At 49.8% G+C, this 15433-nt stretch carries 11 protein-coding genes and 1 tRNA gene; 10 read left to right on the top strand and 2 right to left on the bottom strand.

Going from position 1 to position 15433, the window contains the following annotated elements; translation table 11 throughout:
- Positions 1 to 14 precede the first annotated feature (14 nt).
- The 8 genes from EII41_RS01195 to der all read left to right on the top strand — a co-directional run bounded on the left by EII41_RS01195 (position 15) and on the right by der (position 11055).
- A complete protein-coding gene (locus EII41_RS01195) occupies positions 15 to 2891 on the top strand; it encodes a glycosyl hydrolase (protein WP_124789127.1) in 2877 nt (958 codons plus the stop codon).
- 20 nt (positions 2892 to 2911) lie between these two features.
- A complete protein-coding gene (locus EII41_RS01190) occupies positions 2912 to 4393 on the top strand; it encodes a glycoside hydrolase family 28 protein (protein WP_124789094.1) in 1482 nt (493 codons plus the stop codon).
- Between the two features lie 22 nt (positions 4394 to 4415).
- Entirely contained in the window at positions 4416 to 6752 is a 2337-nt protein-coding gene (locus EII41_RS01185) for a GH92 family glycosyl hydrolase (RefSeq protein ID WP_185711791.1), read from the top strand.
- 155 nt (positions 6753 to 6907) lie between these two features.
- Positions 6908 to 7492 carry a YceD family protein gene (locus EII41_RS01180; RefSeq protein ID WP_124789092.1) on the top strand — a complete coding sequence of 195 codons (585 nt, stop codon included), beginning with the start codon at positions 6908 to 6910 and terminating at the stop codon, positions 7490 to 7492.
- Positions 7493 to 7513: 21 nt separating this feature from the next.
- A complete protein-coding gene (gene rpmF, locus EII41_RS01175; RefSeq protein WP_124750234.1) occupies positions 7514 to 7699 on the top strand; it encodes a 50S ribosomal protein L32 in 186 nt (61 codons plus the stop codon).
- Between the two features lie 87 nt (positions 7700 to 7786).
- The gene (locus tag EII41_RS01170) at positions 7787 to 8791 is read left to right on the top strand and encodes a beta-ketoacyl-ACP synthase III (protein ID WP_124789091.1); all 1005 of its coding nucleotides are present in this window, start codon (positions 7787 to 7789) and stop codon (positions 8789 to 8791) included.
- Positions 8772 to 9665 carry a GTPase Era gene (gene era / locus EII41_RS01165; RefSeq protein WP_124750236.1) on the top strand — a complete coding sequence of 298 codons (894 nt, stop codon included), beginning with the start codon at positions 8772 to 8774 and terminating at the stop codon, positions 9663 to 9665. The genes EII41_RS01170 and era overlap by 20 nt, the downstream gene beginning before the upstream one ends.
- 76 nt (positions 9666 to 9741) lie before the next feature.
- A complete protein-coding gene (gene der / locus EII41_RS01160; protein WP_124789090.1) occupies positions 9742 to 11055 on the top strand; it encodes a ribosome biogenesis GTPase Der in 1314 nt (437 codons plus the stop codon).
- 2 nt (positions 11056 to 11057) lie between these two features.
- Here der and EII41_RS01155 read toward each other — a convergent pair whose 3' ends face one another.
- A complete protein-coding gene (locus EII41_RS01155) occupies positions 11058 to 12821 on the bottom strand; it encodes a DUF4091 domain-containing protein (RefSeq protein ID WP_124789089.1) in 1764 nt (587 codons plus the stop codon).
- Between the two features lie 157 nt (positions 12822 to 12978).
- Here EII41_RS01155 and tyrS point away from each other — a divergent pair, with 157 nt between their 5' ends.
- On the top strand, positions 12979 to 14271 hold the full coding sequence (gene tyrS, locus EII41_RS01150; protein ID WP_124789088.1) for a tyrosine--tRNA ligase: 1293 nt from the start codon (positions 12979 to 12981) through the stop codon (positions 14269 to 14271).
- Between the two features lie 72 nt (positions 14272 to 14343).
- Positions 14344 to 14414: transfer RNA gene (locus tag EII41_RS01145), tRNA-Gln, on the top strand.
- Between the two features lie 127 nt (positions 14415 to 14541).
- Here the strand turns inward: EII41_RS01145 and EII41_RS01140 are convergent.
- The gene (locus EII41_RS01140) at positions 14542 to 14865 is read right to left on the bottom strand and encodes a hypothetical protein (protein ID WP_124750240.1); all 324 of its coding nucleotides are present in this window, start codon (positions 14863 to 14865) and stop codon (positions 14542 to 14544) included.
- Between the last annotated feature and the right edge of the window lie 568 nt (positions 14866 to 15433).

The raw sequence follows: 15433 nt of genomic DNA, 5'->3' as shown, positions 1-15433 counted from the left end.
ACAGGATAAAAATGATGAATCGAAGAATATTTATAAAGCGTAGTATACTGCTTCCTGCCGGGATGGTGGCTGACAAGGTATCGGCTTCCATAGAAGAAGGCATGGCGCTGGTCGAGCATCTTCAGAGGCCGTCCGGACTGTTTGCTTTATTTCAACATCCCGATTCGCGTTATGCACCGTTTGTGCGCTGGTGGTGGAACGGCAATAAAGTCGAGGCGCCTGAGATTGTTCGGGAGCTTCGTTTGCTAAAAGATGCCGGTGTGGGCGGCGTGGAGATCAACCCGATCGCTTTTCCTTCGTCGGGCGACGATCTGGGCAAGAAGTCGCTCACGTGGTTGAGCGATGAGTGGATCGATATGTTGCAAGTCGCTTTCGATGAGGCGAAACGTCTCGGAATGACGTGCGATTTGATTGTCGGGTCGGGATGGCCGTTTGGTGCCGAGACGTTACAGGGTGCCGAGCGAGCGCAAGTGGTGCTCGTTTATGCCGAGAAACTCGAAGGCCCGACGATGTACGAAGCGTCGAGGTTTCATCTCTTCAAGGCGGTTGATCCCGGTGTGACCGTGCCTAATCCGTCACGTACGTTCGAACTCCTCTCTCTGCAGGTTGTTCCCGATCCGATGAGCGGGCCGGAGCAATCCGTCGACTTCTCGGACCAATGTAAAGACGAAGTCATCCGCATCGATATCCCCGAAGGTAAACATGTACTTTACGCGCTGGTGAAGGTCGATTCCTTCGCATCGGTCATCAACGGTGCGCCGGGTGCGGCCGGACATATTCTTAACCATATGAACCGTGCGGCCGTGCGCAGTTACCTCGATCGTATGTCTGACACAATACGGAAAAGAACCGGCGCGCTTTTGAAACATCTGCGTGCGTTCTTCTGCGATTCGATGGAGTTGGAAGGATGTAACTGGACAGACGATTTGGTGGAAGCTTTTCGGCAACGTCGCGGCTACGATTTGATGCCTTATCTGCCGTTCATTCTGTTCAAGGTCGGACGGCTGGGGGCGGTTGTCGATGATACGTACGGGGCAGAGAAAACGCCCGAATTTGCAGATATACTGAATCGCGTACGGTTTGATTTCGAACTGACCAAAGCCGAGTTGCTACGGGAGCGATTTACCGAAACGTACCTGCAATGGTGCAAGGAGCAGGGAGTGCAATCAAGAGCACAAGCCTACGGACGCGGTTTTTTCCCGCTCGAAAGCAGCTTGGGTTTCGACATCCCCGAAGGTGAATCGTGGACAACGAACTGGCTCAAACATCGTCCCGGTGAAGAATTACCCGACGACGATTACCGCCGAGGAAGAGCTTACACCATGATCAATAAATTCGTCTCTTCGGCCGCTCACCTCACCGGTAAGCGGGTAGTGAGCTGCGAAGAGATGACGAATACCTACGATGTATTCAACGCCACGCCGGAGCTGCTGAAAATCGGATCCGATCATAGTATCATGTCGGGCGTGACTCATTCCGTCTGGCATGGATTCAATTACTCTCCGCCCGACGCGCCTTTCCCCGGCTGGGTACAATACGGTACGTATCATAACGAAAACAACAACTGGTGGCCTTACGTCAAGTACCTGAACCGTTACAAGGCGCGTCTCTCGTCGGTGCTGACAAATGCAGACATGTACACCGATATCGCCATCCTCCCCGCTACGTACGACTTGTGGAGCGAAATGGGCGTGCAGACCGATCCGTTCCCCGAAAAACTGAACGTACCCTACACGTCACTTGTGTGGGAGGCCATTCATAAAAACGGAGGCGGGGCGGACTACACCTCGGAGATCGTCCTCCGCGAGTCGACGGTCAGGAACGGAAAGCTCTGCTACGGTTCCAAGGCTTACGGTACGCTTTTCTTAGTCGAGGTGAGCGGAATCAATCCGGAAGTGTTGGCCAAATTGTATGATTTTGTGGTCGATGGCGGACGGATTTTCTGCATAGAGAAATATCCGGAGAAATCGCTCGGTTTGCAGGACTTTCATGAACGAGACCGGCAGGTGAAACAGTGGGTGGAGCAGTTGAAACAATACCCCGATCGTTTTGTCCTGCTTCGCAAGCCCGAAGACGATCGTTTCCTCGAATGGTACCGTGAGGTGATGCGACAATACCGAATCCCTCATTATCTTGATATTGAACATTCCGACCGTTTTGTGATGCAGAACCGCTATCGCAGTGACGCGCACGATGAGCTGTTTTTCTTTGCGAATACGCACCGTAATCAGGCCTATACGACGAACGTCACTTTTGCCGCCGAAATAACGGCTCGGCGATTCCCATGGGTATGGGATGCCGAAACGGGTGAACGCTATCGCATACATCCTGATGGAAATACCATAAGCCTCGAATTGGGACCGGCGGAAACACGTCTGATCGTGTGGAGCCACGAGAAGCACGGTAAGCCGTGGCGTCCCCTTCCGATAAGCGGAAAGGAAGAACGTACGCTTGACGGCGCCTGGGAGGTCGAGCTTCGCCACAGTCGCGAAGGATGGGTGAAAACTTTTCCGATGGAAACCCTGAAAGACCTCAAAGAGACCGAGTGGGTGAATTTTACGGGAACAGTTGTCTATCGCCGGACATTCGAGACGGACGGACGAAAAGATGTGTACCTGAATCTCGGTAAAGTGCACGGTGTTTCCGAAGTGTTTGTCAACGGACAATCGTTCGGGGTAAAGTGGTATGGTCGGCGGATTTACGCCCTCGGCCCGTCCCTGAAAAAAGGTTCCAATCAGCTCGAAGTACATGTCGTTACTACGATGGGGAATTATATGAAAACGCTCAAAGACAACCTTACGGCGCAGAAATTTACCGTACTTAAATCGAAAGACCAACCGATCCAGTCGATGGGACTGGTAGGGCCGGTTACCATGTATATCCATTCATAAATTATAAAAATATGCTTCCAATGAACATTCTGAAATCAATTATTTTCTGCCTTTCGGCTGTGTTGTGCAATCAACTCGCCGCAAAGGATTACAACGCTTCGCTGTTCGGTATCCGGTCCGACGGGGCAACGCTTAACACGCGCTCCATTCAAAAGGCCATCGACCATATCCACGACAAGGGAGGCGGAAGGCTCGTTTTTTCTGTCGGACGTTATCTCACGGGAACGATCTATCTGAAATCGAACGTTACGCTTCACCTGAAAGAAGGGGCCGTATTGCTGGGCTCGACCAATCCACTTGATTACGACATCGGTGAGAACTGGAACTGGACGGCGCTTGTGGTAGCGCACGAACAGCACCATATCGGCATCACAGGCCAAGGCGTGATCGACGGACGGGGGTACGAGGTGGCCAACAACCTGATTTCGCTGATCAATAACGGCATCTTTGAAGACGCGTTGTTGCTCGATCGTCCTCGCGAATTTCGACGTCCGCAGAACATCTATTTTAAGAGATGCCGGGATATTCATATACAGGGTATTCTGCTGAAAGATCCGGCAAGCTGGAATCAGCAGTACGAGCAATGTCGTAACTTGCTTGTCGAAGAAATTACGACCGACAGCAAAGCGTATTGGAACAACGACGGAATCGATATCGTGGATTGCGATAGCGTGATTATACGAAATTCATACTTCGATGCGGCCGACGACGGCATCTGCTTGAAGTCGCACAGTGCCGATCACGAATGCAGCAACGTTTACATTTACAACAATACGGTGCGCACAAGTGCCAGCGGCATCAAATTCGGAACTGTTTCGGCCGGAGGATTTCGCAATATCCGCATCGTCAAAAACACGGTCTTTGATACGTATCGTTCGGCCATCACTTTTGCCTCGGTCGATGGAGCGGTAATAGATAATGTGACGGTGGATAGTCTTGTTTCGATCAACACGGGCAATGTGATTTTTCTTCGTACAGGAACTCGCACGGTGCGTAACAAGCCCTGTCTGCGAAATATCAGGATATCCAATGTCTATGCCGAAGTGCCGGCCACCAAGCCTGATGCCGGTTATCGCTACGAAGGGCCGATTGAAGATCTGCCGCGCAACATCTCTCCCTGCATCATCTCCGGTATTCCGTCTATCCCCATCGAAAACGTAACGTTGGAAAATATCGAAATCCGGTATCCCGGAGGTGGTAATGCGCGGTATGCCAAAGTGGGATTGGATGAGTTGGACAGGGTTCCCGAGATGGAGAATAAGTATCCGGAATTTTCGATGTTTAAGGAGCTTCCGGCATGGGGTTTTTATATCCGGCATGCTAAGGGTATTCGGTTTAATCATGTGAAACTTGTCGCCCAAAAAGCGGATTATCGCCCGGCCGTCGTGCTTGACGATGTGCATGATGCCGTCTTTAAAAATATCGAGACTTCCATTCCGGAGTCGGCGCATAAAGACGAGATCGTACGTCACCGCTCGTCGGGGATACATGTTGAACCATAGATTCTCAAAAAGTTTACGCACCATGAACATACGTATGAAAATCGGAATCGTGATCGGTTATCTGGCAGTCACTGCAACGTTTAACGTGTTGGCGGGCGATTTGCTGCCGTACGTGAACCCGATGGTAGGAACCAAAAGCATGGGGCATACGTTCCCCGGAGCCTGCGCACCGTTCGGTCTGGTACAGTTAAGCCCCGATACGGAAATGGTCCCGCACAATATCGGCGGAGTGTATCAACCCGATGCCTATCGGTATTGCACAGGCTATCAGTACGACGATAAAACGATCGTCGGGTTTAGTCATACCCATTTTAACGGCACGGGACATTCCGATCTCGGCGATATTTTAGTGATGCCTGCAACCGGTGAGGTAAAACTCGACAGAGGTACGGCAGAGCATCCCGAAAGCGGCTATCGCTCGCGTTTCAGTCACGAGCATGAAAAGGCTGAAGCCGGATATTACTCCGTGCTGCTCGAAGATTACGGCATCCGTGCCGAGATGACCGCTACGGAACGGGTCGGCGTGCATCGTTATACCTTTCCGCAAGGTTCTCAGACAGGGCACATCGTACTCGACCTCGATTACGGCATTTACCACTACAACGGCAAAGTGTTGATGGCCAATCTTCGTGTGGAAGATTCGTGTACGCTTACCGGCTACCGCATCACCCGCGGTTGGTCACGGATGAGTTACACCCATTTCGCCGTGAAGTTCTCGAAGCCGATTGCCGCTTACGGTTGTCGCAATAACGAAGAGGTTCTTTATAAAGGATTCTGGCGCAGGTTCGACATGACGAAGAATTTTCCGGAGATGTTCGGCAAGCACCTTACGGCTTATTTTGAATTCGATTTCTCCGACGGTCGTCCGCTCGAAGTGCAGGTCGCACTCTCGCCGGTCGATTGTCTGGGGGCACAGAAGAATTTGGCCGCCGAAACGGGTGGAAAATCGTTCGATGAAGTTCGGAAGGCTACGCAGGCGAAGTGGGAGAAAGAGTTGAGTTGCATCCGTATGGAAGCCGACGACGATACGAAAGCCGTATTCTACACAGCCTTGTATCATACGATGATTAATCCTTCCGTATATCAGGATGTCGACGGACGTTATCGTGGCATTGACCACAATATCCATCAGGCGGCCGAAGGGCAAACCAACTATACGGTCTTTTCCGTCTGGGATACGTTTCGAGCTCAGCATCCGCTGATGAACCTGATTAAACCGTCGCGCAGCGTGCAGTTCGTTCATTCCATGCTCAATCATTACCGGCAGAGCGTACATCGTGCCCTGCCGGTCTGGTCGCACATGGGCAACGAAAACTGGTGCATGATCGGGTATCACTCCGTTTCGGTTGTGGCCGATGCCCTCACGAAAGGCTTGGAGGTGGATAAAAAGCTTGCATTGGATGCTTGCATAAACAGTTCGAATCTGGATTACTACGATGGTATTGCCGAATATAAGAAGCTGGGTTATGTGCCGCTCGAACGCAGCGGTTCGGCAGCTTCGGTCACGCTCGAATACAGTTACGACGACTGGGCGATCAGTGAGCTGGCTAAGCGGATGAAGGTCGCGGACGTAGAGGAAGAGTATGCCAAACGTGCGTGCAGTTACCGCAATATTTTTGATCCATCGCTGGGTTTTGCCCGTCCGAAGCATCAGGACGGGACGTTCAAGAAAGACTTTGACTTGCTCGATACCCACGGACAGGGTTTTATCGAAGGTAATTCGTGGAACTATTCGTTCTTTGTGCCTCACGATGTTAACGGATTGATGCGCCTGATGGGTGGGGAAAAACGGTTTGTGTGTCGTCTCGATTCGCTCTTCACAATGCACTTGCCTGCCAAATACTTTGAACATACGGAAGATATTAATGAAGAGGGATTGATGGGCAACTACGTGCACGGTAACGAACCGAGCCATCACGTACCTTATCTGTATAAATGGACGGACGAACCCTGGAAGTCGGAAGCGCGTTTACACGAGATTATGCGCAGGATGTACCGCAACCGTATCGATGGGCTGTCGGGTAACGACGACTGCGGACAGATGTCGGCATGGTACATCTTTTCGGCGCTCGGATTTTATCCCGTCTGTCCGGGAACGGATCAGTACGTTCTCGGTTCGCCTTTTGTGAAAGAAGCGGTTATGCAACTCGAAAACGGTAAGACGTTTACCGTGAAGACCAAGTATGCTTCGCCGAAAAACGTCTATGTCAAATCGATTACGCTCAACGGTCGGCCATATCGAAAGGCCTACCTCACCCATGCCGATATCCTCGGCGGCGGTGAAATCGAATTCGAGATGTGCGCTCGTCCGAACAAAAAATCGGCGGCTTACGAAAAACCGTATTCGATGACGAAGTGAGGATCATGAATGAAATAAATAAGCGGATTTTATCATGAGCGCTCGTTTTATGAAGGTGTTCATAATTGGAATGTTGCTGAAAAATGTGAGGAATAATTCTTTTTCTATACAAAAAAAATATACCTTTGCAGCGTTTTTTTTGGAGATTGTAGGCTTTGGGCAAATTCGGCGCATATTGGGTTGAGTTGAAAAATATGAATCCGGAAGAAGTTCGTACATACGAATACTTTTTGGATAATCAGTTTTTTACGGATATTGACGGGACCGAAGTACAGCGCGGTAAAGTAAATGTCTCGTTGAAAGTGGAGCGCAAAGTGTCTTCATTTGAGATGACGTTTCATTTATCCGGTATGGTGATCGTATCGTGCGACCGGTGTCTGGATGATATGGAACAACCCATTGAGTCGGATAATCGCTTGAGAGTGAAATTTGGCAAGGAATATGCAGAAGAAAGCGATGAAATATTAGTCATCTCGGAAGATGAAGGTCGTGTGAATCTGGCATGGTTTCTTTACGAGTTTGTCGCGTTGAATATCCCGATGAAGCATGTGCATGCGCCGGGAAAATGTAACAAGGCGATGTCGGCCCGACTACGCAAACACTCGGCACATCGGTCTGATGAAAGCGACAATGCGGAAGATGAGATGGAGGACGACGATAACATACTGTCGGATGAGTATGAAGATCCTGCGACAGATCCTCGTTGGGATGCTCTGAAAAAACTGAAGAATGAAGAATGAATTTAAAATAAAAATAAGATTATGGCACATCCTAAAAGAAGACAAGGAAGCGCGAGAACTGCCAAGAGAAGATCGCATGATCACGCAGTGACTCCGACAATGGCCATCTGCCCGAATTGCGGCGCATGGCATGTGTATCACACCGTTTGTAACGAATGCGGATATTATCGAGGCAAGCTGGCCATTGAAAAAGAAGTTGCCCTTTAATAGAAACACTTCGGACCAAATTTGATGTAAAAACGAAGAAAGATAGCCCTGAATCTTTAAGGGCTATTTTTTTAAAGAACCGCGATTATGGACAAGATAAATGCAGTGATTACAGGGGTCGACGGATATGTTCCGGACGATGTGTTGACAAATGCCGATTTGTCAAAAATGGTCGATACGACTGATGAATGGATCATGACACGGGTCGGAATCAAGGAGAGACGTATTTTGAAAGACCCCGAATTAGGAGCTGCTTATATGGGAGCACAAGCTGTCGGTCGACTCATCCGCAAGAAAGGAATTGATCCGGAAACCATAGACGGAATTATATGTTCGACGTCGACGGCCGACTATCATTTCCCGAGTACAGCCTCTATCATTGCGTATGAATCAGGTTGCAAAAATGCATTTGCCTTTGATATACAGGCTGCCTGTGCAGGATTTGTTTATGCATTGGAGACTGCCTCGAATTTCATCCGTTCGGGACGCTACAAGCGCATGCTGGTTGTTTCGAGTGAGAAGATGTCGGCCATTACCAACTATGAAGACCGAACAACGTGTCCGCTCTTCGGCGATGGTTGTGGGGTGGCTCTTTTAGAACCAACCTGCGAAGATTATGGGGTTCTGGATACGATTCTTCGTACCGAAGGTACCGGAAAATCTCATTTGATTATGAAGGCCGGTGGGTCTGTGCGGATGCCTTCGTACGAGACGATTGATAACCGTGAACATTTTGTCTATCAGGAGGGGCAGGCTGTATTTAAGCGTGCCGTTACCGATATGGCCGATGTGGCGGAAGAAATTGTCAAACGAAACGGATTGACGAAGAACGATATTCATTGGATTGTCCCGCATCAGGCCAATCTGCGCATCATCGATGCGGCGGCGCGCCGTTTGGGAGTCGACGACTCAAAGGTGATGGTGAACATTCGGAAATATGGTAATACCAGTTCGGCAACGATTCCGTTATGCCTCTGGGAATGGGAGAAGAACCTGAAAAAGGGAGATAACTTGGTACTGGCCGCTTTTGGGGCCGGTTGGACATGGGGCGCCAATTATGTGAAGTGGGCCTATGACGGATCGGAAGCATAAGTCCGGCTTTGTCAATATCATCGGGAATCCGAATGTTGGCAAATCCACCCTGATGAATCAGTTGGTGGGTGAACGCATATCGATTATCACGTCGAAGGCGCAAACAACGCGTCATCGTATTTTGGGGATTGTCAATACCGACGATATGCAGATTGTCTATTCGGATACGCCCGGAGTCTTGCGTCCTAACTATAAATTGCAGGAGACGATGCGGGAATCGTCGGAATCGGCCTTGGGCGATGCGGATGTCTTGCTTTATGTGACTGATGTAATCGAGAAGACCGATAAGAACGACGATTTCCTGCAACGGGTACGACAGGCGAAATGTCCTGTCCTGCTCCTGATTAATAAAATTGATTTGGCCGATCAGCCGAAGCTGGAGGCCTTGGTGGAAGAGTGGCATACGTTGTTGCCCGAGGCGGAGATTATTCCGATATCGGCTACATCGAAGTTCAATATCGAGCCGTTGAAGAAGCGTATCCGGGAATTGATTCCCGACTCTCCGCCTTATTTTGAAAAAGATGCGTTGACCGACCGTCCGGCGCGTTTTTTTGTCACGGAGATTATCCGTGAGAAGATATTGCTTTATTATCAGAAAGAGATTCCGTATGCTACGGAGGTCGCTGTGGAGCAGTTTATCGAAGAGCCGACGCGTGTGCATATCAAGGCACTGATTATTGTCGAGCGTGAAACGCAGAAAGGCATCATCATCGGACATGGCGGGCAGGCGCTGAAGAAAGTCGGTATGATGGCGCGCAAAGATATGGAGCGATTTTTCGAGAAGAAGATTTTTCTCGAGTTGTTTGTCAAGGTGGTGTCGGACTGGCGCAATCGTGACAATTTGCTGAAATCATTTGGCTATAAGCTGGATTAACATTGTGGGGCGCAGCAGATGCGCTCCTTTGTTTCTTCCGGCTCGTAATTACGAAACATGTAAATCAAAAAAGGATATGGGAAATGTGGTAGCAATCGTCGGACGGCCGAATGTCGGCAAGTCTACCCTGTTTAACCGCTTGACGCAGTCGCGTCAGGCGATCGTCAATGAGGAAGCGGGAACGACGCGTGACCGTCAGTACGGGAAAGTGGAATGGACAGGGCGCGAATTTTCGATTATCGATACGGGCGGCTGGGTTGTTAACTCCGAAGACGTTTTCGAAGGAGAGATTAACAAGCAGGTGCAGATCGCGATCGAGGAGGCGGATGTGATTCTTTTCGTCGTCGATGTGCAAAACGGCATGACCGATCTCGACGATGAGGTTGCTCATATCCTGCGTCGCAGCAAGAAGCCGGTGGTGCTTGTGCCGAATAAGGCCGACACTTACGACTGGCATGCGGTGGCAGCCGAATTTTACCGTTTCGGACTGGGTGATCCGTATTGTATCTCGGCGATGAACGGTTCGTACACAGGCGATCTGTTGGATCGTATCATTGAGCTGCTACCTTCTGAAGCTCCGGAGATGCTGGAAGAGGCGTTGCCGCGAATTGCCGTCGTGGGACGTCCGAATGCGGGAAAATCATCGCTGATCAATGCGTTTATCGGCGAGGATCGTCATATCGTCACCGATATCGCGGGCACGACACGCGATTCGATTTATACGCGATACAATAAGTTCGGTCTTGACTTTTATCTGGTCGATACGGCGGGTATCCGTAAGAGAGGAAAAGTGAATGAAGACCTTGAATATTATTCGGTCATTCGTTCCATCCGTGCCATCGAAAATTCCGACGTCTGTGTGTTAATGCTCGATGCGACACGCGGGATCGAGAGCCAGGACTTGAATATTTTTTCCATTATCCAGAAGAATAAGAAAGGGCTGATTGTTTGTGTAAACAAGTGGGATCTTGTGGAGGATAAGAGCACGGCTGTCATCAAGACGTATGAACGTGCGATTCGCGAGCGGATGGCCCCGTTTACCGACTTCCCCATTCTGTTTATTTCTGCGCTCACGAAGCAGCGTATTTTGAAAGTGCTCGAGACGGCTAAGGCGGTGTATGATAATCGCCGCCGGCGTGTGCCGACCCGCAAACTGAACGAGACGATGCTTCCGATTATTGAAAAGACTCCTCCTCCCGCGTGGAAAGGGAAATACATCAAAATTAAATATGTTACCCAACTGCCGGCAGGCAGTGTTCCGTCGTTTGCGTTTTTCTGCAATCTGCCGCAGTGGGTAAAAGAGCCTTACAAGCGTTTTCTCGAAAATAAATTACGCGAGCACTGGGATTTTCTCGGTACACCGATTCAGGTATTTATCCGAGAGAAATAAGCTTAGAATCTGTTCAGCGCTTCTCGGGCATTTTTTAATCGAGTGGCCGGATCGGGGCGTAACATGCCTTCGGACGAGAACTCCGACACGATACGATTCAGCTTCCGTAGTTTTCCGTTGGCTTTCTTGCGTGTAAACTCCTCGCGCAAAAGACGTATCTTTTCCGCGTCCTGAATACCTTCGATCAGCCGTTCCATGCGGATGCTGCTACGTGCTCCCGGATAGATCAGGTAGCAATCGCCTGCGGCCCATGAGCGGAAGCGCGAATCGCGCAACGGATCGGCTGTCCAGCTGTTATAGGCCCAGCGCAGGTAGCCGTCGTAGTTTCCGGCCATGACATGCCATCCGATCCATGTCGCTTCGTAGGGTGGAGAAAACGTGAACGTATTCGGACGGGCTTCGGCACAGCAGGTGTAGACGGTGCTCACCTTACCGGCCTTTTGCCGTGCGGCTTTGACTTCGTCAGGGAAGGTGTGCGTATAGGCCAGACAAAGATCGTGCAACTCATGCTCTATTTCGCTGTGGTAATTGCCGGCCAAAGAGATTTTGTAGTCCGGATCTGCCTTGCGGATCACCTTGATGGCTTCCTGCATCGCGTCGAGGCCACGTTCGTCCATGGCGATGGTGGTCTTTTCGAACCATCCTTTGGCACGCAGGTGAGCGGCGAAATCTTTCAAAAAGGCACCCCAATATTCGTTGTAAGCCGGTTCGCCCGGTTTGGCTTCGATAAACAGGATCCGTCCGGTAGCCTGATCGAAGTAATCGAAACGGAGCGCCCACGGTATCATGGTGTAGCAATTGATCTGGCGGTCGATGCCGATTTCGTTCATCATAAATTCCACCCATTTGTCGAAAACCGTATAGTCGTACGACCATGTGCCGTCGATTCTTTTTGTCTTAGCGATCATACTGTCGAAGGCATCTTCCGTCTGTCCGTTCCAAGGCTTGTGCATGATGGAGGCCGTAATGACTTTCTGTCCGGCGTCGGCCAACAATTTCATGGCCGGGCGCATGGCATCGAAGTGTGCCTGACTCCAGAGAGGAACCTGATAATAGCGTGCTACGGCATAGGGATTCTGCCACAGATCGAGATGGAACGCCCAGTCTTTGGCCGAGGGAAGCGTACGGTCGAGTACGTTGATTTCGAACGGCAGTTCTTGTGCCGTCATATCGTCGGCGGAGACAGTCAATGTGCCTTTGTAGACGCCCGGACGTGCGTCCGAAGGAATGCTGATCGTAAGCCAGATGGGCTGTGTCGTGCAGGCATCGATGCTAAGACGTGCGGCTGGGTCGAGCACATCGGCCACGAGCGAGGAATCCCACTCGGCTTTGTTGGGACGTTGGCCGCATCCGCCTTTTCCGTCTTTGTTCAACTCGTCGGTCATCACATAACGGACGAAAGCCGATTGTACGGCTTCGGCGGGAATCACCGAGCTGCCGTTGCGTAATTCGCTTACTTCCAATCCGACGTTGTCGTGAAAGTTTCTCGTCCATAAAACGGCTTGCGCGTTGACACGTTCGCCTTTCCATGCCGTAGCTTTCCAGATCGGAAGATGTGAGATGGCAGGGACGTCGTGTTTCGTGTAACGTATATCCGTACTTCCCCAACGCAATGGAGGCGTGGCAGGCACTTTCGACCAATGGCCCTCATCGACGGGGGGACGGAGATCGGTCAGTTCGTTGTATTCGCTCAACGGATAAGGCGTTTGTGCGGAACAAAGCGCTCCGGATAGACAAAGCGCTACAAGAAGGAATGTTTGTTTCATCGTTATTTATCATGAAAAGATTAATATTCGGTAAAGATAGAAAGAGTTTTGTGGGCGACCAAGTGCCGAATCGGTTTTTCATGCGTTCACGCCAAGTATGAACCTAAAAAAATAACTACCTTTGCGCGACTAAAAAATACACAATAGCTATAAAACGATGGATTTTATTGAAGAACTGAAATGGCGGGGTATGGTGCATGACATGATGCCCGGAACGGAAGAGTGTTTGCGGCAAGGGATGACGTCCGCGTATGTAGGAATAGACCCGACAGCCGATTCGCTGCATATCGGGCATCTGGTCGGTGTAATGATGCTTCGGCATTTCCAGCGCGCGGGACATCGTCCGATTGCGTTGGTGGGCGGTGCGACGGGGATGATCGGCGATCCCTCGATGAAATCGGCCGAGCGAAACCTGCTCGACGAGGAAACGCTCCGGCACAATCAGGAATGTATCCAAAAACAGTTGGCCAAATTCCTCGATTTCGATTCCGACGCTCCGAATGCGGCTAAGCTCGTGAACAATTACGACTGGATGAAGGACTATACATTTCTGAATTTTATTCGCGACATCGGCAAGCATATCACGGTCAATTACATGATGGCGAAGGATTCGGTAAAGAAACGCCTGAGTGCCGATTCGAATGTGGGGATGTCGTTCACCGAGTTTTCCTACCAGCTTTTGCAGGGCTACGATTTTATGTATCTTTATCAGCACGAGAACTGCAAACTTCAGATGGGAGGAAGCGATCAGTGGGGCAATATCACAACGGGCACCGAGTTGATCCGTCGCGAGCTGAACGGTGAGGCGTATGCGCTTACGTGTCCGCTCATCACGAAGGCAGACGGTGGGAAGTTCGGCAAGACGGAGACGGGCAACGTATGGCTGGCACCGAATTACACTTCGCCGTATAAGTTCTATCAGTTTTGGCTCAACGTAAGCGATGCCGACGCTGCCAAATATATCAAGATTTTCACGGCGCTGAGCCGCGAAGAAATCGGAGCACTCGAACAGGAACAGGTGGCCGCTCCTCATCTGCGTCCTTTACAGAAACGTCTGGCACAGGAGATCACGACCATGGTACACTCGGCCGAAGATTACGAAATGGCAGTCGAAGCTTCTCATATTCTGTTCGGTCAAGCCACTTCCGAGACGCTTAAAAAGATCGATGAGGAGACGCTGCTCTCCGTCTTCGAAGGCGTACCGCAGTTTGAAATTTCGCGCGACGAGCTGGCTACCGGCATCAAAGCCGTCGATCTCTGCACCGAGAAAGCCGCCGTATTCCCTTCGAAAGGCGAGATGCGCAAGATGGTACAGAACGGTGGCGTAAGCATCAACAAAGAGAAACTGAACGAGTTTGATGCGACACTCGACACCGGTGCGTTGCTGAACGGAAAATATTTACTCGTGCAGCGCGGCAAGAAGAATTACTTTTTACTGATCGCAAAATAGTTTTTCGGGAAAAAAGTTGCAAATACGAGAGATTTCTTATACTTTTGCAGCGTTTTTACCGAATGTTTCGTTTGTCTCATGGTGTAATGGTAGCACAACAGGTTTTGGTTCTGTTTGTCCAAGTTCGAATCTTGGTGAGACAACAATCCTTTTAAAAAAATATTTTCCCTTTTCCGGCTTGTTGATGCTTCAGCTGTTTGGGCTAAATCATACTGCCGGAGCTGATCAACAACCCCGGCAGCCGTTCCGTTTCATTTTCCTTTCCGGAAATTACCGCTTGTCAGCCAGGCCGAACTCAACCCATTGCTCTTGCGGAAACTCAATCTTGACTAACTTTTTTGCCTCGGCATACAATTTAGCCAGCACATCCATTTCGTTCGTCAGTTCATCGGTCTTGATTTTCAGATCGGCTTTTAATTTCTCCTGTTCGGTGTTCAGGGCAACGGAACGTTCAAGCCCTTTCTGCAACCGGTCGAAAAAAACATCGTCAAGCCCTCGCTTCTGAATCGTGGCGGCATTGGCACGCAATCCATCCAGCATCACCTTCGTCCGATTCAACTGTTCGGCATACGATTTGGTCGATTTTGTTGCCATATCCATTTGCTTTTTTTGTTAATACTGTGGGATGATATCGGAAGTAGCGGCACGATGCCATCCCTGTTTGTCTCACCGCTATAATAATAACATGCGAACCGTTTGTTTTGTTGTCCGAAAATCCGTTTTTTTTTACTTGAAGGATGCTTCCTTAAGATGAAGGAACGTTTCCTTAAGATGAAGGATGCTTCCTTAAGATGAAGGAATGTTTCCTTAAGATGAAGGAATGTTTCCTTAAGGTGAAGGAACGTTTCCTTAAGGTGAAGGAACGTTTCCTTAAGGTGAAGGAACGTTTCCTTAAGATGAAGGATGCTTCCTTAAGGTGAAGGAATGTTTCCTTAAGATGAAGGAATGCTTCCTTAAGGTGAAGGAATGTTTCCTTAAGATGAAGGAGCATTTCCTTAAGGTGAAGGATTGTTTCCTTAAGATGAAGGAATGCTTCCTTAAGGTGAAGGAATGTTTCCTTATGATAGAGGGAGAAAGAATGTTTTTATTTTATTGTAGTGCGATAAAAGTTTTTCAATCATTGATCATCCTGCTTCGATTGAGTGCTTTACCTGATCATGAA

Origin of the sequence: Tannerella forsythia (assembly GCF_003860135.1) — a bacterium.
In the GTDB taxonomy this organism is placed as follows: Bacteria; Bacteroidota; Bacteroidia; order Bacteroidales; family Tannerellaceae; genus Tannerella; species Tannerella forsythia_A.
The sequence above is the reverse complement of the archived record's forward strand: the minus strand, read 5'-3'. Positions and strand labels throughout refer to the sequence as shown.

Excerpts from the sequence above, each read along its gene's own strand:
- EII41_RS01195 (WP_124789127.1), top strand. The coding sequence starts at position 15 with ATGAATCGAAGAATATTTATAAAGCGTAGTATACTGCTTCCTGCCGGG.
- EII41_RS01190 (WP_124789094.1), top strand. The coding sequence starts at position 2,912 with ATGAACATTCTGAAATCAATTATTTTCTGCCTTTCGGCTGTGTTGTGC.
- EII41_RS01185 (WP_185711791.1), top strand. The coding sequence starts at position 4,416 with ATGAACATACGTATGAAAATCGGAATCGTGATCGGTTATCTGGCAGTC.
- rpmF (WP_124750234.1), top strand. The coding sequence starts at position 7,514 with ATGGCACATCCTAAAAGAAGACAAGGAAGCGCGAGAACTGCCAAGAGA.
- EII41_RS01170 (WP_124789091.1), top strand. The coding sequence starts at position 7,787 with ATGGACAAGATAAATGCAGTGATTACAGGGGTCGACGGATATGTTCCG.
- era (WP_124750236.1), top strand. The coding sequence starts at position 8,772 with ATGACGGATCGGAAGCATAAGTCCGGCTTTGTCAATATCATCGGGAAT.
- der (WP_124789090.1), top strand. The coding sequence starts at position 9,742 with ATGGGAAATGTGGTAGCAATCGTCGGACGGCCGAATGTCGGCAAGTCT.
- EII41_RS01155 (WP_124789089.1), bottom strand. The coding sequence starts at position 12,821 with ATGAAACAAACATTCCTTCTTGTAGCGCTTTGTCTATCCGGAGCGCTT.
- tyrS (WP_124789088.1), top strand. The coding sequence starts at position 12,979 with ATGGATTTTATTGAAGAACTGAAATGGCGGGGTATGGTGCATGACATG.
- EII41_RS01140 (WP_124750240.1), bottom strand. The coding sequence starts at position 14,865 with ATGGCAACAAAATCGACCAAATCGTATGCCGAACAGTTGAATCGGACG.